Source organism: Sphaerisporangium krabiense, from assembly GCF_014200435.1.
GTDB lineage: Bacteria > Actinomycetota > Actinomycetes > Streptosporangiales > Streptosporangiaceae > Sphaerisporangium > Sphaerisporangium krabiense.
In genome coordinates, this window is record NZ_JACHBR010000001.1 from 2,556,952 (window position 1) to 2,576,339 (window position 19,388).

At 68.2% G+C, this 19,388-nt stretch carries 22 protein-coding genes and 1 tRNA gene; 8 read left to right on the forward strand and 15 right to left on the reverse strand.

Going from position 1 to position 19,388, the window contains the following annotated elements:
* Positions 1 to 57 precede the first annotated feature (57 nt).
* Positions 58 to 444 (forward strand): peptidase inhibitor family I36 protein, encoded by a 387-nt coding sequence (locus tag BJ981_RS11280; RefSeq protein ID WP_184610569.1) that lies wholly within the window; start codon positions 58 to 60, stop codon positions 442 to 444.
* A gap of 117 nt (positions 445 to 561) precedes the next feature.
* Here the strand turns inward: BJ981_RS11280 and BJ981_RS39100 are convergent, their stop codons facing one another.
* On the reverse strand, positions 562 to 1,110 hold the full coding sequence (locus tag BJ981_RS39100) for a M15 family metallopeptidase (protein WP_239139374.1): 549 nt from the start codon (positions 1,108 to 1,110) through the stop codon (positions 562 to 564).
* Here BJ981_RS39100 and BJ981_RS37960 point away from each other — a divergent pair.
* Entirely contained in the window at positions 1,097 to 1,375 is a 279-nt protein-coding gene (locus BJ981_RS37960; protein WP_239139375.1) for a hypothetical protein, read from the forward strand. The genes BJ981_RS39100 and BJ981_RS37960 overlap by 14 nt on opposite strands.
* 302 nt (positions 1,376 to 1,677) lie before the next feature.
* The gene (locus BJ981_RS11290) at positions 1,678 to 2,859 is read left to right on the forward strand and encodes an ATP-binding protein (RefSeq protein ID WP_184610572.1); all 1,182 of its coding nucleotides are present in this window, start codon (positions 1,678 to 1,680) and stop codon (positions 2,857 to 2,859) included.
* Between the two features lie 161 nt (positions 2,860 to 3,020).
* Here the strand turns inward: BJ981_RS11290 and BJ981_RS11295 are convergent, their stop codons facing one another.
* Entirely contained in the window at positions 3,021 to 3,851 is an 831-nt protein-coding gene (locus tag BJ981_RS11295; protein ID WP_184610574.1) for a MauE/DoxX family redox-associated membrane protein, read from the reverse strand.
* Positions 3,852 to 3,854: 3 nt separating this feature from the next.
* Complete coding sequence (locus BJ981_RS11300; protein WP_184610576.1) at positions 3,855 to 4,793, reverse strand: hypothetical protein; 939 nt, start codon at positions 4,791 to 4,793, stop codon at positions 3,855 to 3,857.
* A 295-nt stretch (positions 4,794 to 5,088) separates the two neighbouring features.
* Here BJ981_RS11300 and BJ981_RS11305 point away from each other — a divergent pair, with 295 nt between their 5' ends.
* Both BJ981_RS11305 and BJ981_RS11310 read left to right on the forward strand, forming a co-directional pair.
* A complete protein-coding gene (locus BJ981_RS11305; protein WP_184610577.1) occupies positions 5,089 to 5,619 on the forward strand; it encodes a SigE family RNA polymerase sigma factor in 531 nt (176 codons plus the stop codon).
* A gap of 58 nt (positions 5,620 to 5,677) precedes the next feature.
* A complete protein-coding gene (locus BJ981_RS11310; RefSeq protein ID WP_184610579.1) occupies positions 5,678 to 7,273 on the forward strand; it encodes a long-chain fatty acid--CoA ligase in 1,596 nt (531 codons plus the stop codon).
* On the opposite strand, the gene BJ981_RS11315 is transcribed toward BJ981_RS11310, so the two are convergent.
* The gene (locus BJ981_RS11315; RefSeq protein WP_239139376.1) at positions 7,254 to 7,748 is read right to left on the reverse strand and encodes a MarR family winged helix-turn-helix transcriptional regulator; all 495 of its coding nucleotides are present in this window, start codon (positions 7,746 to 7,748) and stop codon (positions 7,254 to 7,256) included. The two genes, BJ981_RS11310 and BJ981_RS11315, sit on opposite strands and share 20 nt — an antisense overlap.
* Before the next feature lie 102 nt (positions 7,749 to 7,850).
* On the opposite strand from BJ981_RS11315, the gene BJ981_RS11320 reads away from it, so the two are divergent.
* The gene (locus tag BJ981_RS11320) at positions 7,851 to 8,414 is read left to right on the forward strand and encodes a YceI family protein (protein ID WP_184610581.1); all 564 of its coding nucleotides are present in this window, start codon (positions 7,851 to 7,853) and stop codon (positions 8,412 to 8,414) included.
* A 386-nt stretch (positions 8,415 to 8,800) separates the two neighbouring features.
* A tRNA-Ser gene (locus BJ981_RS11325) sits at positions 8,801 to 8,890 on the forward strand.
* Between the two features lie 96 nt (positions 8,891 to 8,986).
* Here the strand turns inward: BJ981_RS11325 and BJ981_RS11330 are convergent.
* The 10 genes from BJ981_RS11330 to BJ981_RS11375 all read right to left on the reverse strand — a co-directional run bounded on the left by BJ981_RS11330 (position 8,987) and on the right by BJ981_RS11375 (position 17,776).
* On the reverse strand, positions 8,987 to 10,336 hold the full coding sequence (locus BJ981_RS11330) for a tyrosine-type recombinase/integrase (protein ID WP_204070377.1): 1,350 nt from the start codon (positions 10,334 to 10,336) through the stop codon (positions 8,987 to 8,989).
* A complete protein-coding gene (locus tag BJ981_RS11335) occupies positions 10,336 to 10,542 on the reverse strand; it encodes a helix-turn-helix domain-containing protein (protein WP_184610583.1) in 207 nt (68 codons plus the stop codon). Before BJ981_RS11335 ends, BJ981_RS11330 begins: the two co-directional genes overlap by 1 nt.
* Complete coding sequence (locus BJ981_RS11340) at positions 10,539 to 12,224, reverse strand: replication initiator (protein ID WP_184610586.1); 1,686 nt, start codon at positions 12,222 to 12,224, stop codon at positions 10,539 to 10,541. Before BJ981_RS11340 ends, BJ981_RS11335 begins: the two co-directional genes overlap by 4 nt.
* Positions 12,221 to 13,645: an FtsK/SpoIIIE domain-containing protein gene (locus BJ981_RS11345; protein ID WP_184610589.1), complete on the reverse strand. Its 1,425-nt coding sequence runs from the start codon at positions 13,643 to 13,645 to the stop codon at positions 12,221 to 12,223. Before BJ981_RS11345 ends, BJ981_RS11340 begins: the two co-directional genes overlap by 4 nt.
* Positions 13,646 to 13,743: 98 nt before the next feature.
* Positions 13,744 to 14,082 (reverse strand): hypothetical protein, encoded by a 339-nt coding sequence (locus tag BJ981_RS11350; protein WP_184610591.1) that lies wholly within the window; start codon positions 14,080 to 14,082, stop codon positions 13,744 to 13,746.
* Complete coding sequence (locus tag BJ981_RS11355) at positions 14,079 to 14,369, reverse strand: hypothetical protein (protein WP_184610593.1); 291 nt, start codon at positions 14,367 to 14,369, stop codon at positions 14,079 to 14,081. Before BJ981_RS11355 ends, BJ981_RS11350 begins: the two co-directional genes overlap by 4 nt.
* Entirely contained in the window at positions 14,369 to 14,797 is a 429-nt protein-coding gene (locus tag BJ981_RS11360) for a plasmid replication, integration and excision activator (RefSeq protein ID WP_239139377.1), read from the reverse strand. Before BJ981_RS11360 ends, BJ981_RS11355 begins: the two co-directional genes overlap by 1 nt.
* A gap of 160 nt (positions 14,798 to 14,957) precedes the next feature.
* A complete protein-coding gene (locus tag BJ981_RS11365) occupies positions 14,958 to 15,773 on the reverse strand; it encodes a GntR family transcriptional regulator (protein ID WP_239139378.1) in 816 nt (271 codons plus the stop codon).
* Positions 15,774 to 16,389: 616 nt separating this feature from the next.
* On the reverse strand, positions 16,390 to 16,602 hold the full coding sequence (locus BJ981_RS11370) for a hypothetical protein (protein WP_204070378.1): 213 nt from the start codon (positions 16,600 to 16,602) through the stop codon (positions 16,390 to 16,392).
* A gap of 388 nt (positions 16,603 to 16,990) precedes the next feature.
* Complete coding sequence (locus tag BJ981_RS11375) at positions 16,991 to 17,776, reverse strand: GntR family transcriptional regulator (protein WP_204070379.1); 786 nt, start codon at positions 17,774 to 17,776, stop codon at positions 16,991 to 16,993.
* Positions 17,777 to 17,852: 76 nt separating this feature from the next.
* Between BJ981_RS11375 and BJ981_RS11380 the strand changes: the two genes are divergently transcribed.
* Positions 17,853 to 18,281, forward strand: a complete 429-nt coding sequence (locus tag BJ981_RS11380; protein ID WP_184610599.1) for an NUDIX hydrolase — start codon at positions 17,853 to 17,855, stop codon at positions 18,279 to 18,281.
* On the opposite strand, the gene BJ981_RS11385 is transcribed toward BJ981_RS11380, so the two are convergent.
* Positions 18,278 to 19,127 (reverse strand): IS5 family transposase gene (locus BJ981_RS11385; RefSeq protein ID WP_375784436.1). Its coding sequence is split into 2 segments (ribosomal slippage): positions 18,278 to 18,806 and positions 18,805 to 19,127, totalling 852 coding nucleotides; the frame shifts between segments, so codons are not numbered across the junction. The two genes, BJ981_RS11380 and BJ981_RS11385, sit on opposite strands and share 4 nt — an antisense overlap.
* Positions 19,128 to 19,388 lie beyond the last annotated feature (261 nt).

Genomic DNA, 19,388 nt, shown 5'->3' on the forward strand with positions numbered 1-19,388 from the left:
GGTAATCACTCTGTAACAATGAGTCGCGAACGGCCCTCCGAGAGAAAGGCATCTCCCTTGAAGGCACACCTCGCCGCCCTCGCCCTCGCCGCTACCGCTCTCCTCCCCGTCGGCGCCGCGACCGCGCACGCCGACGCGACCGGCCCCCGGATCATCAGCATCCCCGCGGGCCAGACGCACTGCCCGTCCGGGTACGTCTGCCTGTTCCGCGACTACGACTACCAGGGCGGCGGCTACGGCTTCGCCTCCGGCTCCTCGATCGGCTTCCTCGGCGACATCGGCTTCAACGACGTCATGTCCTCGTGGGCCAACGACTCCGGCATCCGCTACTGCTGGTACGTGGACGCCAACTTCGAGGGCGACGGCCACGAAATGAAGCCCGGCTACCGAGTGAACGTCCTCCCCCAGGAGAACGACCAGGCATCCTCCCTGCGCCCCTGCTGACCTCCCTCGGCCGGCGGACCTGACCCGCACCGGAACGCCTCCGCGACCCCATCGCGGAGGCGTTCTCCGCCTCACCACCACCGGCGAGGCGCTCGGTCACCGCCACGTCGAGGTGTCTCAGCCGCCGCCCTTGGCGAAGTGCTGGTAGTCCTTGGCGCCGTTGAAGTAGCCGCCCCATTGCCAGCCGTACTTCTCGAACAGGCGGACCACGCGGTCGTCCGGGTTGATGACGCCGGGCTTGTGCAGGGGCCGGCGGGCGAAGGGCTTGGCGTTGGCGTGGGAGACCGAGCCGTCCGGCTCCACCCACGGGTTCTCGCGTGGGTCGATGTCGATGGCCTTGCCGTAGGAGTGCTTGGACCAGCTGCTGGAGCCGGCGACCCTGCGGCAGTTGAACGCGGACGTGTTGTCGGCCTCGATGGAGTCGAAGTCGCTGCCCTTGTACTTGTCGATCGGCTCCATGCGGGCGATCGGGAAGCGCCAGTCGTAGAGCTTTCCGAAGATGGCGGTCACGTCGTCGGTGACGGCCTTGTTGACGATCAGCTCGCCGGTGTGGGCCTTGTCGTCGAAACCCCAGTAGGTCATCGTGACCTTGCGCAGGTCGTCGGGCCCGACCGGGCATCCTTCGCGCCATGACCCCTTGAGCATGGCGGCCGTGACCTCGGACACCTTGGACGAGAACGCGGGCGGGCCGGGGCTCGGCGTCTCCTCCGGCGGGGCCGGGGAGGACGGCGGTGCGGACGGCGAGGAGGGAGTCGCGCTGACCGGCGCGGCGGTGGCGCTCGATGGCGCGGGGGTCGCGCCGGTGTCGGCGGCCCCGCACGCCGCGGCGGAGGCGCACGCCAATATGAGAACGCCCAGGTGGCGAAGCTTTGGTTTCTCGGGCATGCACAACAGTAAGGCCTTCGTGACCCCGGCCGTGACGGAATCGTGATGTCGCTGGTCGAGTGCCGTGCGGGGCGGCGATGCCGGATCTCTGTCGCAGGTTTTACTCGAACCGGCTCGCGCACGTGTTCGACTCCGCGCTACAGTCTTGGGCACTGGATCGAACGAGCGTTCGGGCCGAGGGTTTCCTGGTGAGGGGTGGTGCGCCCGATGGCAGTGCTGGCGGTGCCTCCCGCGCCCCCGCGACCGGCGTCCCTCGCCGCCCGCGCGACGCGTCGCGGCGCGACACGCCGTAGCCCTATCTACGGAAATCTAGGACGCCCTCTATATCCGGTCATAAAGTCCGAGAGCGTGGACCCCGTGCGCAATCCCTACGCCCCCGGTGCGGGGCAGCGCCCTCCAGAGCTCGCCGGGCGCGATCGTGAGCTGCAGCAGTTCGAGGTCGTGCTTGAGCGCGTGGCCCGTGGCCGGCCCGAGCGCAGCATGGTCCTCACCGGGCTGCGCGGTGTCGGCAAGACCGTGCTGCTCAACACCTTCAAGTCCATGGCGATGCAGCGTCTGTGGGGTACGGGCAAGATCGAGGCCCGTCCCGAGCAGTCGATCCGCCGTCCCGTCGCCGCCGCGATGCACATGGCGATCCGCGAGCTGGCCCCGCGCCACCGCGCGCCCGAGCGCATCGAAGAGTTCCTCGGCGTCCTGAAGGCCTTCGCGATGCGCGATCCCGCGGCGGCCAAGGGCACGTCCCACTGGTCGCCGGCCATCGACGTCCCCGCGACCCGCGGCAGGGCCGACTCCGGCGATCTCGAGATCGATCTCACCGAGCTGTTCGTCGACGCCGCCTCGGTGGCGACCGACCTCGGCGTCGGCGTCGCCCTCTTCATCGACGAGATGCAGGACGTCCAGCCGCCCGACATCTCGGCCCTGTGCGCCGCGTGTCACGAGCTGTCCCAGAGCGGCGGCCCGCTGATCGTCGTCGGCGCGGGCCTGCCGCATCTGCCGAGCGTGCTGAGCGCGAGCAAGAGCTACTCCGAGCGCCTCTTCCGGTACGCCCGCATCGACCGCCTCGACCGCGACGCGGCCGATCTGGCGCTGATCGCGCCGGCCGAGCGCGAAGAGGTCGAGTTCACGCCCGAGGCGCTCGACGCGCTGTACGAGGCCGCCGACGGTTACCCGTACTTCGTCCAGGCGTACGGCAAGGTCGCCTGGGACGTCGCACCCAGGTCGCCGATCACCGTGGAAGACGTCAAGGTCGCCTCGCCCGAGGCCGAGGAGGAGCTCGCGGTCGGCTTCTTCGGCAGCCGGTACGAGCGCGCCACTCCCGCCGAGCGCGAGTACATGCACGCCATGGCCTCCGTCGGGGACGAGCCCGTGCCGACCTCCGAGGTGGCCGAGCGGCTCGGCCGCAAGCCGTCCAGCTTGTCTCCCGCCCGCGACAGCCTCATCAAGAAAGGGTTGATCTTCAGCGCCGAGCGCGGCCTGATCGCCTTCACGGTGCCGCACTTCGGGAGGTTCCTCCGGGCGCAGCCCTTGTAGGGGGCGTCCGGCCGGCACGGCTCCGTCCGTGCCGCCATCGACCTCTCTACGGCTTTCTAGAGGGGAAGCTAGAGAGCCGTAGAGAGTTGAATGCACGGTGCCGGGTGGCCGCCCCCGCCGCCCGGCACCGTGCTCTGACCTCTTCGGAAATCTAGGGCTTTCTAGTGTCCGGCCGATACTCCGATAGATTCGCGAATAGGTCCTGTCCCTTCCTGCTCGACCACCGCGACGCGTATCGGCGGCCGCCGTCCGGTCAGGTACACCGCGAACACCACGTCCGCCCCGGCCCCCGAGGCCGCGCGCGCCGGGTAGACGAAGAACCGCCAGCACAGCTCCCGCCAGCTGTCCGACGGCTCCTCCGCGACGAGCATGCCCTGGTGGGACCGCCATTCGCCGCTGGACCTCAGGCGGGCCAGCGCCTTCGGGGCCGCGATGGACCGCTGCTCGCACGGCGCCCTGTACCGCACGCGCGCGAGGCCCTCCTCCATCTCGGGGGACAGGATCGCGAGGAGCACGAGACCGGCGCCGAAGGCCGTCACCGTGTCCCACGAGGGCGACAGCAGGTCGCTCCCGGTCACGGGCACGAGCGCGACGAGCACGGCCGCGCCGGTGAGCACCGCCGCCCTGCCGATCGACCGCAGGCCCACGGGACTGCCGCTGGCCTCGCCGAAGCAGCCGCACCCGACGTCCGGCCTGCGGCGGCGCAGCTCCCACAGCACGTAGGTCGCCACCGAGAAGAACGTGACCGTCCCCCAGCGGGGCAGCGGGCTGGACGTGAGGAGCAGGCTGGCCGCGAGCACCCCTTCGACCACGGCGCAGAAGATCATCATGGGCGTGCGCCATCGTTCGGGGACGAGGACTCCCGGGCCGAGCCGGGCGAGCGCCCCGGGCTCGGCGTCGGAGCCGGCGGTCGCGGCCTTGGCGACACCTCCGAGGATCAGGAGCGGCACGACCAGCGCGAGCGCGGCGGTGGCGAGGGATTCAAGCTCCATGGGTCACCCCAATCCGACACGGGCGTTGAAGCATCCGTTGGTGAGATCTCCCCCGAGCTCGACGAAGGACACCGGCGACAGTTCGACGATCCGCCCCCGCGGTGACGTGCCACATTCCACGCATCGGTCGCAGAACCGGCCCGCGACGCACCCGCAGGCCACGATCGGCAGCACCGCCGCCCGGCTTTCACAGACATTGCCGACATAAAGCATTGAGCCAAGCGACAGGAATGGCAATCCCGTACAGGACACCCCCGCGTCGTCGCACGCGGAATCGGCACGTTCCAACATCGGGTACGCGGCCCCGGCCTCCCCCTCGTCGAAGGCGTCCGACCACGCCGCGGCGCCCGAGATCTTCGACTGCACGCCGCTGTACGCGGGCGGGGGAGCAGGGACGGCCGTCGCCCGGTACGGGGGCTGCGAGGTCGCCGGAAGGTAGGCGACGGTGACGCCCTCCACGCGGGTGCCGATGGCGTCGAAAAGGTAGCCCGGCTCCAGTTGCGGATGGCGGACGGCGATGCGGCCGGACGCGCCGTAGGGGATCACGACCTCCCGCTTGCCCCGATGGGGCCCGCAGTCCAGCTCGATCGTCCGATCTCTGCCCGCCTTGCCCACCGAGACGATCACGCCCGTGACCCGGGTGACGTCACCCCACAGCCGGTCGGCGACGCGTCCGGACTGCCGGGCGCGGATGACCACGCGGCTGCCCACGGGCAGATCGGCCGGCGCCACGGTGCCGCCGCGCCAAGCCGTCGCCCACGGCGCGATCACCAGGCGCTCCCGCGCGCCCTCGGGGTTCTCGATGACGACGAGATGCGGGCTGATGTCGAGGATCTCACCGGTGACCGCGGTGAGCACGGGGATCTCCTGGTCGGCCTGCGGCGGCACCAGGCTGCGGCCGAGTGCCGCGGATGCCAGCGCGTGGCGACGCTCCACTCCCATGGGGCCCTCCCCAGATGCGGCGGCGAGTCACCTAGATGCCCGCTAGCGTCACATGCTTTGCCGGGGGCAGCGCTGCCGGCGGGGCGAATATTTCCTCCCCGGTGGGCGCGCGTAGCAAATTACCCACCCTCGGAGGAACGACTCGCCGTCCCGGCCTGCCGTACGACTGTAACGATCTTTGCATTCGGTGGGGCGAAACCTGGATGAAGGTTCAGCCGCATTATGGCCTCCGGCTGCGATTCTGACCACGAGAACCGAACAAATCATGCCCCTTCGTCACGGCACCGGTGATCGCATGAGCGGTAAGGACGAGGAGTTCCGCGAGTTCGTGGTCGCGCGCGGCCCGGCACTGCTGCGCGCCGCCTACCACCTGACCGGCCAGCCCGCCGACGCCGAGGACCTGCTCCAGGCCGCCCTCGCCAAGACCTACCTCGCCTGGGACCGCATCAACGACCGGGCCTCGCTGGACGGGTACGTCCGCCGTGCGATGGTCAACATCAACATCTCCTGGTGGCGGCGCAGGAAGCTGGAGGAGTACCCCTCCGAGGACCTGCCCGAGGCCCCGGCGCGCGAGGGCCCGACCCCCGGCGAGATCCACGAGCTGCTGGAACAGGCGATCGACCGTCTTCCGGCGCGGCAGCGCACCGCGATCCTGCTCCGTTACTACGAGGACATGAGCGAGACCGAGATCGCCAGCACGCTCGGCATCAGCATCGGCACCGTCAAGAGCACGGTCTCGCGCGCGATGGCGAAGCTGCGCGGCGACCTCGTCGTGGTCCGTCCCTGCGCACCCGAGAAGCGACCCCAGTTGGGTTCCGCACGCTGAGCGAGCGCTTGTCGCCGTCGCGGGCCGCGCTCACACTCAAGAGGCGGAGGTGGCGCCCATGCGCAGCACGATGCCCGACCACCCGCTGACGATCACGTCGATCATGCGGCACGGCACCGGCCTGTACGCCGATCACGAGGTGGCCACATGCACCGGGAACGGCTACCGCCGCCTGCCGTACGGCGAGCTGGCGCGGGAGGCCGCGCGCCTGGCCGGCGCCCTGCGCGCGCTCGGCGTGGACGGCGACCGCCGGGTGGCGACGTTCGCCTGGAACAACACCGAGCACCTCACCGCCTACCTCGCCGTGCCGGGCATGGGCGCGGTGCTGCACACGCTGAACATCCGCCTGTTCCCCGACCAGATCGCCTACATCGCCAACCACGCCGAGGACGACGTGCTGCTCGTCGACGCCTCGCTGATCCCCTTGCTCGCGCCGATCCTCCCCGAGATGAAGACGGTGCGGCACGTCATCGTCGCCGGCGAGGGGGACGCCGAGCCGCTGCGCGCGGCCGGCAAGCCCGTGCACGGCTACCGCGAGCTCCTGGACGCCGCCCCGGACTCCTTCCCCTGGCCCGAGCTGGACGAGCGCGCCGCCGCGTCCATGTGCTACACCAGCGGCACCACCGGCAACCCCAAGGGCGTCGTCTACAGCCACCGGTCCTCGTACCTGCACGCCATGGCGATCTGCACCGGCAACGCCATGGGCGTGACGTCCGCCGACAAGGTCCTGCCGATCGTCCCGATGTTCCACGCCAACGCCTGGGGCATGCCGTACGCCGCGCTCATGTCCGGCGCCTCGCAGGTCATGCCGGACCGCTACATGCGGGCCGACCTCCTCGTGAAGATCATCGAAGAGGAGCGGCCGACGATCTCCGGCGGCATTCCCATGATCTTCGCCGACCTGTTGCGCCACGCGCGGGAGCACCGCTCCGACCTGTCCTCGCTCCGGCTGGTGCCGTGCGGCGGGTCCGCCGTGCCCGAGTCGCTGATGCGGGGGCTGCAGGACGAGTTCGGCGTCCGCCTGGTGCAGGCGTGGGGCATGACCGAGACCTCGCCCCTCGCCACCGTGGCGCACGGGGACGACTGGAGCCAGCGGGTCAGCCAGGGCAGGCTGCTCGCCGGCGTGGAGGGACGGATCGTCGGCGCGGGCGACGTCGTCCTCGACTCCGACGGGGTCGCGGTCGGCGAGCTGGAGGTGCGCGGCCCGTGGGTCACCGCGTCCTACCACAAGGATGACGACGGCTCCCGGTTCCACGACGGCTGGCTGCGCACCGGCGACGTCGGACGCCTGGACGCCCGCGGCTACGTGACGCTGACCGACCGGGCCAAGGACGTCATCAAGTCCGGCGGCGAGTGGATCTCGTCGGTCGAACTGGAGAACGCCCTCATGGCGCACCCCGCGGTCGTCGAGGCGGCCGTGATCGGCGTGCCGGACGAACGCTGGGGCGAGCGCCCGCTCGCGTGCGTGGTGCTCGACGGCCCGGCCGGGGTGGCGGAGCTGAAGGAGTTCCTGGCGGGCAAGGTGGCACGCTGGCAGGTCCCGGAACGCTGGGCCTTCGTCGCGTCGGTGCCGAAGACCAGCGTGGGGAAGTTCGCCAAGCGGGCCCTGCGCGAGATGCACGCGCGGGGCGAGCTCACGATCTCGGCCGGGTGACCTCTCCCGGCACCTCAGCGCCCGCCGTGGCGCAGGGCCGTACGACGTCGCGGAGGATCCGCAGGGTGTCGAGCAGCGTTTCGAGCTGCGCGGGGCTCAGGAGCCCGGTGAACCACGTCTCGATGTCCTCCAGGTGCCGGGGCACGACGACCTCCAGCCGCTCCACTCCGGCGTCCGTGAGCGTCGCGTAGGACGCCCTGCGGTCGCTCGCGCAGGCCACGCGGCGCACCAGGCCCTCGCGTTCGAGCCGGTCCACGACGCGCGTCACCCCGCTGGTCGACAGCGACGTCTGCGCCGCCAGGTCGCTCATGCGGAGCTGGCGCTCGGGAGACCGGGCGAGACGGATCAAGGTCTCGAAGTCGACCCCGGACAGCCCGGCGGCGGTGAAGGCGGGGGTCATCTTGCCCACGAGGCCGGCGTGGACCTCCATGAGGAGACCGAACGCGGTGAGTTTGGCGTCGTCTGATGGGATCACGGGACCAGTCTAGACGACGATAGTTGACGCACGGAATATTCCTCATGTAGAAATCTGTTGCCGCAGACATCCGCTCGTCAACTACCAACGGAGATGGACACCATGAGCACTCGCGCCTGGGAAGGCATCGCGATCCCCGAGTCCGGCACCTTCGACCTCGACGCCGCGCACAGCATCGTGGGCTTCACGGCGAAGCACATGATGGTGACCAAGGTCCGCGGGCGGTTCCAGGACTTCACCGGCAGCGTCACGATCGCGGAGAACCCGCTCGAATCGTCGGCCGAGCTCACGATCCGCACCGCCAGCATCGACACCGGCAGCACCGACCGCGACAACCACCTCCGCAGCGAGGACTTCCTGGCGGTCGACAAGTTCCCCGAGCTGACCTTCCGCAGCGCCCGGGTCGTCGAGCACTCCGGCGACGACTTCACCGTCGTGGGCGACCTCACCATCCGCGACGTCACCAAGCAGGTCACGCTCAAGGTGGAGTACGGCGGCGCCGGCACCAACCCGTGGGGCGCCGAGGTCTTCGGCTTCTCCATCGAGACCGAGATCGACCGCGAGGACTTCGGCCTGACCTGGAACGTCGCCCTGGAGACCGGCGGCGTCCTCGTCAGCAAGAAGGTCAAGATCGAGGTAGAAGGCCAGGCCACCCGCCGCGCCTGACCGGCTCCTCGGCCGCCCGCGCCTCACCGGCCCTGCGGCACGTACCGGGCACCCCGTGTCCCGCGGCGCGCACCCCGGGCCGCCAGGCACCCCCGTGTCCCGGCGGGCCGCCGGGCTCCCTGCCCCCGGCGGCCCGCCGCCGTCCACAACCCTCCTCGGCCAGCCGGATCACCACCCGATCTCCGCTCGTTCCCGGACGTACACAGCGTGTCCACAGCCTGTGGACACAGGGTGTGGAAACCCGGACGACCCCGCCCCACGGCACCCACACGCGCCCGCCGGCGGACATGATTGACCACAACGGCGGATCCACTTTGCCGCCCGGCATCAAGGCCGGTACTCTGTGCTGAGCCAGTCGGCGGTACAGACACCCGCCCGGCTGACGAGGAGGCTTCGCCTAGTCAGGTCTATGGCGCCGCACTGCTAATGCGGTTTGGGTCTACAGCCCATCCGGGGTTCAAATCCCCGAGCCTCCGCAGTTCAGAGGCCCTCTCTCGAATATCGAGCGAGGGCCTTTTTGATCTCTGTTTCGGGTCATAGTTGCAGTTCTAGTTGCATTTGCCTGCCAGGGCTCATCCATCACCCCAGAGAGCAGACCCCATGCGCTCACTCGCGTCCCGCATCAGCGAGCCCGCAACGTGGGTGTACCGCTGTGTCGTGGTCACCCGCGCGTGCCCAAGGATCTCCTGAACGACACGGATGTGTACGCCCTGCTCTACCAGGAGCGTACCCGCGGTATGCCGCGCGTCATGGAGCCGAGCGTCTCGAACACCGGCCTGCTTGAGAATGGCCTTCCACATCTTGTAGTCCTCGCTCCGCTCCATCGGCCTGCCCCGTTGCGTTGCGAAGACCAGGTCATGATCCTCCCAGAGGTCGCCGGCCTTCTCCCTTTCCGCCGCCTGCCACTCGCGATGGGCTTGCAGGATGGGCAGCAACTCAGGCGGACATTGCAGGGTGAGCCGATGCTTACCCTTGCGTTGCCGAAAGACCAGGCCGCCCCCGCGCCGCTTCGGACAGCGCTCCGCATGACCGGTGCACTCTTTCGGACATGTACGGGTCGGGCACACATGACCCCGCTCCTTACATCCCTCAGGGCAATCCTTCTTGTGCTTGTGCTCACCACACCGCTTCTTGCACGGCCAGCGGTGCCACTCCCCGCCGCAGGCATGGGAATCGTCACAGCCATGCTCCCAGGGGCGGCGCTGAACCTGATACCACGCCTTGATCACGCCCGAATCGAGATCGACGAAGGACCAGCGAAGCCCGAGCGCTTCCCCCTGCCGGATACCGAGCGACAGGGCGACCGACCACCGAGCCCCGTTACGTCTCGTCTTCGCGACCTCCAGAATCCTCCGCGCCTCCTCACGGGTCAGCGCATCAATATCTGGATCGTTCGCCACTGGCGCGTCGACCATCGTCGCGACGTTCGTGGTGATCTTCCTTCGTCGTACAGCGATCTTCAACGCTCGCGACAGAATCCGATGGATCTTCAGCACAGTGCTTGAGGAGAGCCCACGCTCCAGCATGGTCGCGTACGCCTGGTCCAGGTGTTCAGGCCCCAGCTTGTCGAGTCGGTGACGACCGAGCAGGGGGATGATCCAGTGTCGCGTCTTAGACCGGTAGTCCTCCAATGTGCGCGGTGCCATCTTGTCCGACGCGACGAGCCGCTTACAGATGACGTCGAGATACTCGGTCATCCACTCCGTGACCGTGGGTACACGGCCGGGTTTGCCGACATGGCCGGTCTCGCGCTTGCCTTCCAGTTCCTGGACCTTGCGCGTAACCTCCGTTTCCGTCTTCGCCATGCGGTGCCGGCGATCGGGCGAGCCGTCCGGCTTAGTGCCGACCACGACCCACCCATGCCAATATCCATCGTTGCCGAAATAGATGGACGAGCGACCGTTGGGCTTCCGAGCACCCATCAGGCCACCTCGCGATGCGCGAGACCGGCCGCGGCCTCCAGAGCGCGCGCGAACTCGACAAGCGCCCAGGCAGGGACGAGCCGGTATCCCTCACGCTTGATCGACTGGAGTTCGCCGGTCTTGATGAGTCGGAATACGGCTGTGCGGCTCATGCCCAGCGAATCAGCCGCCTCCTTGGGACGGTAGAACAGTTTGTCCACGTTCACGCCGCCTCTCTGGTTGCCGAAAGATCTTCGAGGGGTTGCCCGCTCGCTCTGGCTTGGGCTTGTTTGAGTGCCGCGCGCCATTGGTGGCGTTTGGCGAGTTCGTCGAGGAGTCGTTTGGCGCGGGGAGGTACGCCGCGATCGGTGGAGGTGACCGGGTGCCAGGTGTAGCGGTACGGGTCGAGGGGGTCGGTCTGGTCGTGGGTTGCCGGTAGGCCGAGTTCGGCGAGTTGTTCCAGGACCCAGGCGCGGCGGTCTTGTTTGTGTTCGGCGAGGGTCTTGCCGGACCACTTGCGGGAGACCAGGACGCGGCGTCCGGCGTAGCCGAGGTGTTCGGGCTTGTGGGCCTTGCCCCGGCAGGCCCCGGGCCGCATCCCCGCTTTGGCGTTCTTGGGCTGGATGCCGTAGCGGAGCCAGTTGGGGCAGGTCGGTGCGCACGGTTCGTATCGCAGGACCGCCATGAGCCGTTCCACGTGCGCCCGCTGAGCGTCGGTGGTGGGCTCGTGGCACTCGGTGAGTGACTTGGTGAGGTACTTGGTCAGGTAGTGCAGGCCCAGGTCCGCGCCGGGGGATCCGGCCATGACGCCCTTGACGTCGACCTGTGGCCCCAGTCGCACGACGTGCAAGGGTTGGGCATCTTCGTCGGCGTCGAGTTGGTCGAGAGCCTGTTCCCAAGTGGGCAGCACTTCGCCTGTGGCGGGGTCGAGGTAGTCGCCGGCCTGCCCGTCGTTGCGCTCGGTGGCGTGCTGGTCGTCGCCCCAGACCGGGAGGTGTTCGCCCTCGAAACGCACCGTGTCGCAGGACGGCCACCAGACTTGGTGGTAGGTGGCCGCGGCTACGGCCTTGACCTCAGTACGTGGCATGGTGCCTCGCACGGCCATGTGCAGGTGCGGCGCGAGACGCTTATGCGGTTCGACGGTGGCGAAGTACTGCACCTCATACCCGGCCACCCGGCGTAGGTTCTGCACGAACCGATCCACCAGCTTGGGGAAGTGGATCGCATCCCGCGCGGCCCGCACGTAGTCGTACGTCGAGGGATCGACCGGGGTGCCGTCCGGGCGGACCTTGCCGTAGCTGTCGCAGGTCAGGGTGATGAACAGCGACGGCCGGTAGACGCGCCCGTCCGGTGCGGTGAAGGTGCTTCCCACGGTGCGGTTCTCGCGCTGCCGCTTGGGCAGATCCGGAGCGTCCTGCCGGCGACGAGTCGAGCGCGACCGGCGAGGCTTACCCTCACCCGGCAGGATGTGGCCCCGCACGCCGGACTCGGCGAGCTGGTCATCCAGGGTGGTGATGGCCTCGTCCCAGGCGGCCAGGTCGGCGCCGTCCTGTTCGGCCATCTCGCGTTGTGCTTCGGCGTCGGCGCGTTCTTCGACGAGCCGGAGTTGTCGGTCGGTGGGTGGGTTGGGTTCGGCGACCGGTTCGGCCTCCAGGTGCCAGCCCTCCCGGCATTGGGCCTTGCGGAGTTGCACGACCCGGGTGGCGCACGGTTCGCACTTGGTCGCCAGCGTGGCGCCGCAGGGGATGTTGACGTACTCGACCCTGCCCGTGAGGGTGTCGGTGCGCTTGAGCACGACCGGGCGGATGCAGACCCCGTTGACCTTGCACGCCTCTTCGATCACGTCCAGGGCCAGGGGCATGGCCGCGCGCACGGCCCGGGGAAGGGAACGATCGTCCGGGTGGGTCACCGGGCCTCACCCGTCCCGGCGTACTCGGCGACCATGGCGCGGATGTCGGAGTCGGAGACGTAGGCGGCGCGGACCCGAACCGGTTCGGGGGAGGCTTCCAGCCGCACGTATCCGATGCCGGCCCCGGTGGCCGGGTTGGGGGAGATCTGGTCGGCCAGCGCGCCACGGTCGCGCGCCCCGTCGCCGAGGACGAGGTCAACTTGTGCGGGTTCGTCGAGCCGTAGCGCGATCTTGTCGGGGAACAGGTTCCGGATCGACAGGATCTCTTTGCGTGGGTCCTGCAACGCGGCCAGCACCCCGACGCCCACAGCACGGCCTTGGGTGGTGAGGGTGGCCAGCGCGGCCGTGATGCGTTCACGGCATTTGCGGTCGGTCTGGTAGGCGGTTAGGAATGCCACCTCATCCACCACGACCAGGATGAACGGGTCATCGACGGTGGGTGTGTGGTTTCGCTGGACTCCGGCGAAGCGGCCCGCACGTTCTTGCATGACCTTGACCGCCGCTTCGAGCAGGTCGGCACAGGCACCGGGGTCGGCGGCATACCGGTCCCCGAACAAGGCCCGCCCGTACGACAGTTCCATGAGCTTGGGATCAAGCGCCCAGATCTCGACCAGTCCGGCGTGCTGCGCGGGGAGTAGGCCGCGGATTGCCGACCAGAGCCATGAGCCCTTGCCTGCACCGGTCGCGCCGGCCACCAGGACGTGAGTTCCGTGCAGCTTGAGCAGGTAGGCCGAGCCGTCTTCCCGCACGCCGACCGGGACCGCCGACACCTGCACGTCCCCCGTGATGGGCAGCGCGGGAATCGGCGAGGCTAGTACGTCACGCCGAGGGAAGACCAGGGTCACACGGCCGGGCTTGGCCGAGACGACTCGGCATTCGTAACCGGTGAAGCCGTGCGCGAGATTGTCGGTTCGGTCCTGCCAGTCGGTAACCGATTGCCCCGACAGCATCTTGACCGCGACCACATCGGCGGTCGGTGTGCAGGTGACCTTGAGCAGGCGGGGCAGGTACTCGCGTCCGCCGATGTGCTTGGCCAGGCCGGAGACGGCCATGACCGGTTGCCAGTGCCGCCGGTAGTTCCACATCCACCGCCACCACGCCCGAAGCCGGAGCCCGATCCAGGCGGTGAAGGACACCGGTTCGGCCAGCCGCCATCCGGCAGGCGCCGAGACGGTCGCGACGACGGCCACCAAGGCGACGCGCCAGCCGCATAACGCTCCCAGCGCGATGGGAGCGAGGACGGCCAGGCAGGCGAGGGGGTGCCGCCACACCATACGGAACAGGCCCACGGTCGCGCGGAAGGAGATCACGGCGATGGTGAAGACGGCCGGGGTCTTGACCACCGTGGGGCGGAACACCAGGGAGTCGGGGGCGGTGGAGACGATGTCGCGGGTGTAGTCGCCGGGGAGTTTGCGCAGCATAAACTGATCGCCTCTTCTCGGGATCTGGACTGTCGTGGGGAGAGGTAGTGCGGGGGCCGCCGGAAGTTGCCGCTTCCAGCGGCCCCACCCGAAACCGGTCAGGCCGCCTTGCCGGGTGCCGCCGTGTCGTCGTGCGCGGTCTCGTCGATGACCTGCCGGGCGTGCTGGTCGCGCCAGCGCTCGCAGTCGGTCAGGAACCGCGCCGCAGCGTCGAACAGCGCCCGCGCAAAGGTCACGTGCGCGTCGGTGACCTTGGTGGCCTGCGTGGTGCCGATGTTGATCTGCGCGTCGCCGTAGTCGATGCCGATGAAGGCGTGCGGGTCGTCCCCGGCCGGGTAGTAGCGGACGCTCGCGCGCTCGTCGGGGTAGATGCTGACCCCAACGCGAGCGGTCTCCCCGGGGTGCATGCTGATCGTGGTGTAGCTGTAGCCGCTCACGCGGTACCTCCCTGTGCCTGGTGAAGTCGTATCTGGCGCATGGTGAGGCCCTGGTGTAGGCGCTCGACCTCTTCGGCGAAGGTGCGCGCCTGGTTAGCCAGCTCACGGGCGAAGGTCACCGAGGCGTCGTCGATCCGGTTGGCGTGCAGGGTCACCTTCATGACCGTGTTCCCGGCCGCGACCTCGAAGACCGGCGTGCGGTGCGGGTAGGTGAAGCACGCCGACCGGCCGCGTCCGTCCACATGCAGGGTCGTGGTCTGCCAGGGCCCGTTGACCGGTCTGCCCATCAGGCGGCATCCCTCGCGACGTCCTTACCGGCCGCGGCAGATCGGGCCGGGGCGCTACCCGAGGCACGGGGCGCGCGCATCTCGCGGGCCTTGATCGAGTAGGCGATGCGCTGCCCGTTCTGCCAGGGGGTGACGGTCATACCGTCGAACTCCACGGGGATGAACGGCAGCCCCTGAAGCGGTGCCGGCGGGACCGGTTGAACCGGGGAGGTGACCTTGACCTTGAGCGTCTTGTCCCGCGCGTCGGGGGCGCAGTCCAGGACGGTGATCTGCCAGAGGAAGTCACCGGTGTCCTTGTCGCGCGCCCACACCGGCTTGCCGGGGGTAGAGGCTTCGAAGTCCTTGACCTGCTCGACCTCGCCCACCATGTAACAGCCGGAGGGGAACACCTCGGCGAACTCGACGCGGAACGTTCGGGGGATAGCCACGTGCTTCTCCTGTTGTGTTGTCGGTAACTCGTACTGTCGACTATACGTCAGTCTCACCTACTCGTCTATACGAGTTAGATCGTGCTCCGAGAGGTTTGGTGCTAAGTGTTATTGCGTAGAGTATCGATAACGCTGTTATCGCCATGTAAACGGCGCAGCATCAAAGTGAGTAGCTGTCTTCGAGCTCGTGCATCGTGCCCGGAAGCGCTATGTCCACTACTAGGGCCAACCGGCCAGTGCCATCGAACGTCCGAGCTAGGACCCCCAGTACGGCGGCTGACTTGCCGAGCGCGAACACCTCGATCTCATGCGGCAGCGGATGACGTGCGGCCAGCCGCTGCACCACGTGGTCAAAGCGCAGCCCCTTGATGCTCTGGAAGTGCTGACGTACGTTCACCGTCAACGGCTGCTTGCGGCCTAGGTCGGTACCTTCGGCCAGCTCGATGGGGCACCAGAAGGTGACCAGCTCGCATGGCTCGTCAGCCTCGCTGAGCAGGACGCGGCGCATGACGGCCGGGGTGCCTTCCGGTAGTTCGAACAACGCCGCCACGTTCGCCGGCGCCGGATGGGTTCCGGCAGCGATGACCACCGCACCCTCGACGGCCTCGACCCGATCCAGCACCGCCCGACCCGGCCGGGAGGAATCCCCCTCGCTGACTGGAGGCACAGCCTTCACAAACGATCCCCTGCCATGCTCGCGATCGATGAACCCGCGAAGCTGCAAGGTCTGAAGCGCCCGCACCACCGTAGGGCGGCTGACGGCGAACTCACGAACCAGCGCGGTTTCCGAAGGCAACTGCGAGCCGGGGGGATAGGTCCCGTCCGCGATCCTCTGCCGGATGGCCGTCACGATCTGCGCGTACTTCGGCGGCGCGTACTGCTCATCGGAAACCGACATCACAAGAACCCCACTACTCGACTTGTCGTCAGCATAGGGGGGTGACCAGGCTGTATAGCTGATCACCCCCTTGATCATCTTCTTTATTGGGGAGGACGGGCCGGCCGCACATCCATGACCAAGGACCGCTGTTCCAGGTCGGTTTCCGCGGCCAGGTGGTCGGCCAGCTCCGTAAGCGTGCTCCCACACCGCACATTGGACAGTCCGCGACCAAGCGCGCGGGCCGAGACGTTGTGACGACGTACGGCGATCCAGCCACCCCCGGACGAGTCCAGCAGTTCCCAGCGCCGACCGTATTTGGCGATCAACGCTGTCAGCAGTGCCGACTCAGCGCCGCTCGCTGTCATCGTCCGAGGGGATGCCGACGAGGTCTCGCATCGAGTGGATTCGCTCAGCCGCCGAGTCCGAGTCCTCCATGTCCCCGACACCGACATGGCCAGGTGGAGTGAATAAGAAGTGCGGCGGTCGTCCGATGCGCTGGCCAACCGTGATCGTGGCCACCAGGCGCGCGCCGACCCGAACTTCCATGTACGGCGCGCCGTGTAGATCCGTGCCCCGTACTTGACCCTCATCAACAGCCGTACCCGCTCGACGATCAAGAAGCGCGCGTGGGGCAGGTACATGCTGTCTCGTAGTCCGATCAGGGCGTCACGCTGAGCAGTGGCCCGACGCTGGCCGATCTCGTCCGGCTCTGTCATGACGCCCGGCCCATCTCCGTCGTGGTCTCCGCCTCACGCATCAGCTCGCGCAATCCGTCCGGGGTACGCGCCGCGACGCAGGGCGGGTTGGCCGTGCCGGTGAGGGTGCTCGCGTAGAACAGCCGCTCATAAACGGCGTACCAGATCAGCCACCCCGGTTCGTGTTGGTCGAGCTGAGCCGCCTGCGCTCTGGCCGCAGGGTCGAACACCCGCCGGGTAACGGTTCTGGGCCGGTAGCCCTCACCGTGCCGTCCCGATACCCGCCGGGCCGACCGGTCGCCGTTGTGTCGTTCCGGAAGCCGCCACGCCTTCACGACGTCGGCCCTTCAGCGGCCGAGGACCCACCGCGCCAGCAGGTGGAGCACGGCTCACGAACCCGGCGAGCCGAAGCGTTGCCACCTGGTACGGCGAGCAGGCCGCGCCGATGGCTCACGTACTTCCAGCCGCGTCCCTCGCACGACTCGCAATCATCAGTTGCCATAAGACAGGACTCCGCCCGATCAGATGCGTTGACCATCCAGTCACTTAGGCGTCTACTCGCCTAGAGGAGTGCTTGGCACAGTCATTTATGACTCCTCTAGAGGAGTTCGTCAAGCCCTACCGAGCAGGCAGTTCGTACGACAGCACGTAGGCGTCACTCGACATCACCGTGTCGCACACCTCTACAGCCTTACCGCCCGTCGTATACGCCGTCCTGACCAGGTGAAACACCGGAACACCGGGCGCGAGCTTGAGCGCCCGCATCTCATCACGCAGCGGCATACGCGACCGGATCTCCTCCACGAAGTGATCGAGTCGGTGCCCCAACTCCTCTAGCCGGGCGTAGATCCCGCCCGGCCCACTGTCGGTCTCAGCGATCCGCGTACCGCGAGCGATCTCAGCCGGAATGTAGGACACCGCCGTCTCAACCGGCTGACCGTTGATCAGATAACGGCGAGAGCGACGGATCACCAAGTCCGCGGCGGTGAGCCCGAGCAACTCGGCCACGCTCGCGGAAGGCGCCTCCTCCGTGATCTTTATCGAGTCCACGGTCGGCCTGCCGCCAGCCCCCTCGGTCTCCGCGATGAACGCGGCCTTGCCCTGCTCGCGATGACGACGCGCAAACCGATCCGAAGCCAGCCGCCGCACCGGAGGATGCGAACGGACGAAGACACCACGCCCATGCTCCGCGACCGTCAGCCCCTCACCCTGGAGGACCTGGAGAGCGTTGCGGATGGTCATCCTCGCGACGCCGTAGTGTTGCATGAGCTGAGCTTCCGAGGGCACTTTCTCACCCTCGGCCAAGACGCCTTGCTCGATCGCGTCCCGGATGTGATCGGCGATCTGCCGGAACACGGCCCGATCGCTGGTCGGGTCCAGATCCGGCAACGGCAGCTCGGCCACGACCCGACTCCTCAACTCGTACATACGTGTACTACGGTCTTGAGGATAGCGACCTGCACGGCCGGAGGTAATCCCAATGGATCACCAGAACACGCACTCAGTCAGCGTGGCAGGCGTGATCATCGACGACCAAGGCCGCGCCCTCCTCACCCAACGCCGCGACAACGGCCACTGGGAAGCCCCCGGCGGAGTCCTCGAACGCGACGAGGACATCATCACCGGCCTACTCCGCGAAGTCCGCGAAGAAACCGGCCTCGACGTCGAACCCGTCACCCTCACCGGCATCTACAAGAACATGACCCGCGGCATCGTCGCCTTGGTCTTCCGTTGCAAGGTCATCGGCGGCCACCTCACCGAAACCGACGAGACTCGCTCATTCCGCTGGGTCGCCTCGGACGAAGTACGTACCCTCGCATCCGAGGCATTCGCCGTCCGCGTCCTGGACGCCCTGCGCAACGACCCGACGCCGGCCATCCGCCACCACGACGGCACCCACCTGCTCTAGAGCGTGTCTGACATTTCGAGCTGGCGGAGCCAGAGCATCAGGCAGCCGATGGTGGCGCCGGCCAGGTAGCGGCTGGCGAGCTTGTCGAACCGGGTGGCGATGGCCCGCCACTGCTTGAGCTTGCCGAAGCAGCGTTCCACCAGGTTGCGCTCCTTGTACGCCTCGGCGTCGAAGGCATAGGGACGGCCTCCGCGGCCGCCTTTACGCCTGCGGTTGGCGAGCTGGTCCCTGCGCTCGGGGATGACCGCCTGGATGCCACGCCTGCGCAGGTAGGTGCGGATCTTCCGGGAGGAGTAGTCCTTGTCTGCGATCAGGCGATCGGGACGGGTGCGCGGCCGTCCCGGCCCAATACGCGCAAGCCGCCGCCCGGCCATGACAGCCTCGAACGCCGAGCAGTCCACCACATTGCCGCCGGTCACATGCAACCTCATCGGAAGCCCGCGGGCCTCGGTGATCAGATGCAGCTTGGTGGTCAGCCCTCCCCGGGACCGGCCGAGCGCCCGCCGCCTTTGCGATCGCTTCGTATCGATCGTCCCGCCGTCGTCCCCTTTTACGCGCGCCAGGGTGCTGGTGAGCACGAGCGATGGTGGAGTCGATACTCACACTCCACTCCACATTGCCCACCGAGTCGTCCGTGACCCGCAGCTGCTCCAGAAGCCGAGCCCAGGTGCCGTCACCGTCCCACCGCTTGAACCGCTCGTAGCATGTCTGCCAGGGCCCAAACCGCTTCGGGATGTCCCGCCAGGGCGCTCCGGTCCGCAATCGCCACAAGATCCCATCGATCACCTGGCGATGCCCACGCCACGGACGACCACGACCATCCGTGGCCGGCAGTAACGGCTCGATCCGCTGTCAGGCCCTATCGGTCAGCTCACCACGTCGCACCACCAACGATCATGAACGATCATTCAACCGCAGCAGCGTGATCATTTGTCAGACACGCTCTAAGCCAGCACCGGGCGATCTCTCGCACCCGTAGCGCGGATCTTTGCCGAATTGTTCTCTTAGGTATCAAGGCGGCGGCGCGGCGCGCCGCCGCGCCCCGGCCCTGCGCCCGCCCGCCGTCCGGGCGTGCGGCCTGGGGGCCGGTCCCGGCCGGCGCGGGAC

Bases quoted from the DNA above. Each gene is read 5' to 3' on its own strand.
- BJ981_RS11380 (WP_184610599.1), top strand. From the start codon at position 17,853: ATGGATCACCAGAACACGCACTCAGTCAGCGTGGCAGGCGTGATCATC.
- BJ981_RS11320 (WP_184610581.1), top strand. From the start codon at position 7,851: ATGAGCACTCGCGCCTGGGAAGGCATCGCGATCCCCGAGTCCGGCACC.
- BJ981_RS11365 (WP_239139378.1), bottom strand. From the start codon at position 15,773: ATGATCAAGGGGGTGATCAGCTATACAGCCTGGTCACCCCCCTATGCT.
- BJ981_RS11355 (WP_184610593.1), bottom strand. From the start codon at position 14,369: ATGGGCAGACCGGTCAACGGGCCCTGGCAGACCACGACCCTGCATGTG.
- BJ981_RS11330 (WP_204070377.1), bottom strand. From the start codon at position 10,336: ATGGGTGCTCGGAAGCCCAACGGTCGCTCGTCCATCTATTTCGGCAAC.
- BJ981_RS11310 (WP_184610579.1), top strand. From the start codon at position 5,678: ATGCGCAGCACGATGCCCGACCACCCGCTGACGATCACGTCGATCATG.
- BJ981_RS11305 (WP_184610577.1), top strand. From the start codon at position 5,089: ATGAGCGGTAAGGACGAGGAGTTCCGCGAGTTCGTGGTCGCGCGCGGC.
- BJ981_RS11295 (WP_184610574.1), bottom strand. From the start codon at position 3,851: ATGGAGCTTGAATCCCTCGCCACCGCCGCGCTCGCGCTGGTCGTGCCG.
- BJ981_RS11345 (WP_184610589.1), bottom strand. From the start codon at position 13,645: ATGCTGCGCAAACTCCCCGGCGACTACACCCGCGACATCGTCTCCACC.
- BJ981_RS11300 (WP_184610576.1), bottom strand. From the start codon at position 4,793: ATGGGAGTGGAGCGTCGCCACGCGCTGGCATCCGCGGCACTCGGCCGC.